Source organism: Parabacteroides acidifaciens (genome assembly GCF_003363715.1).
Taxonomy (GTDB): domain Bacteria; phylum Bacteroidota; class Bacteroidia; order Bacteroidales; family Tannerellaceae; genus Parabacteroides; species Parabacteroides acidifaciens.
Genome location: NZ_QREV01000125.1, coordinates 1 through 1,061 on the forward strand (window position 1 = coordinate 1; position 1,061 = coordinate 1,061).

General features: G+C 55.9%; 1 protein-coding gene. It reads left to right on the forward strand.

Features of this window, described 5'->3' with window-relative positions; all coding sequences use genetic code 11:
* Positions 1-133 precede the first annotated feature (133 nt).
* Complete coding sequence (locus DWU89_RS20410) at positions 134-904, forward strand: DUF4469 domain-containing protein (protein WP_115501452.1); 771 nt, start codon at positions 134-136, stop codon at positions 902-904.
* Positions 905-1,061 lie beyond the last annotated feature (157 nt).

Below are 1,061 nucleotides of genomic sequence, written 5' to 3' on the forward strand. Positions count from 1 at the left end.
CTGTTGCTTATCTTCAGTAAAGGTAATGCGAAGACCTGATTGGTAAGATAAGCGTAAACGGCATCTCACGCTTTTTTGTGTCTGTACGTACGGTCCCGGAGTTTCTAATATTAACAATAAAACAAAAAGTACCATGAGCACTATCAATGCAATCGCTCATCTGAATGAGCTGACAAAAGAAATCGAGAACGACTATTATCTCACCGCGCAAGTCACGGCAACCCTCGGCGTGGACGACATCGTCGCCCGCATAGCCGCCCGCGAGATCGCGACGAAGAACGTCGACGGCACCGCGTTCATCAAGACCTTCCTCGACGAATGCGCCCGGGCAGCCGCCGAAGGCAACAACATCGTGACCCCCTTCTTCCGCAGTTCCATCGGCATCCAGGGCAGCGTCCTGGCCAACGACCTGGGGCATAACATCCCCGCCGACCGTCTCAAAGTGTCCGTCAACCTCACCCAGGGCGACGGTGCGCGCCGCGCCATCGAAAGCTGTGTCATCCACGCCTTCGAACAGTCAGGCGCCACAGGCCCCGTCATCCAGTCGGTCACAGACCCGACGGAGAACAAGCCCAACCACCTCAACCCCGGCGGCATGGCTCTTATCAGCGGTATGCGCCTCGCCGTGAAGGGGGACGATGCGAGCGTCGGCATTCTCTTTACGAGCGAAAAAGACACTTCGAAAACAGTTTTCGTTGCCCCCAAGAGCTTGTCGCCCAACTCGCCGACTAAGCTGCAGTTTGTTCTTCCGGCGGCGGTGACGGAGGGGAAGTGGTATGTTAGGGTGACGACACAGGGCGGCAGTAATCCCGGTCAACTTGTCAAGACTCCCCGCTCGTACGACTATCCTGAAATTATTAAGGTAGGCGATGTCCCTGGCTACGAACGGCCTGGCGAACTCTGATTCTCTCACCATCGGTGAGGTAGTAACCTCACTGCCGGTGACGCGGTAACCTCACCGATGGTGAGGTGGTAAGGTTAGAGACTGTGAACATGTAGTGTAAGAACTCCCTCCCCCGCTATCGCGGGTACTCCCTCTATAAACAGAGGGAGAGCTTGAG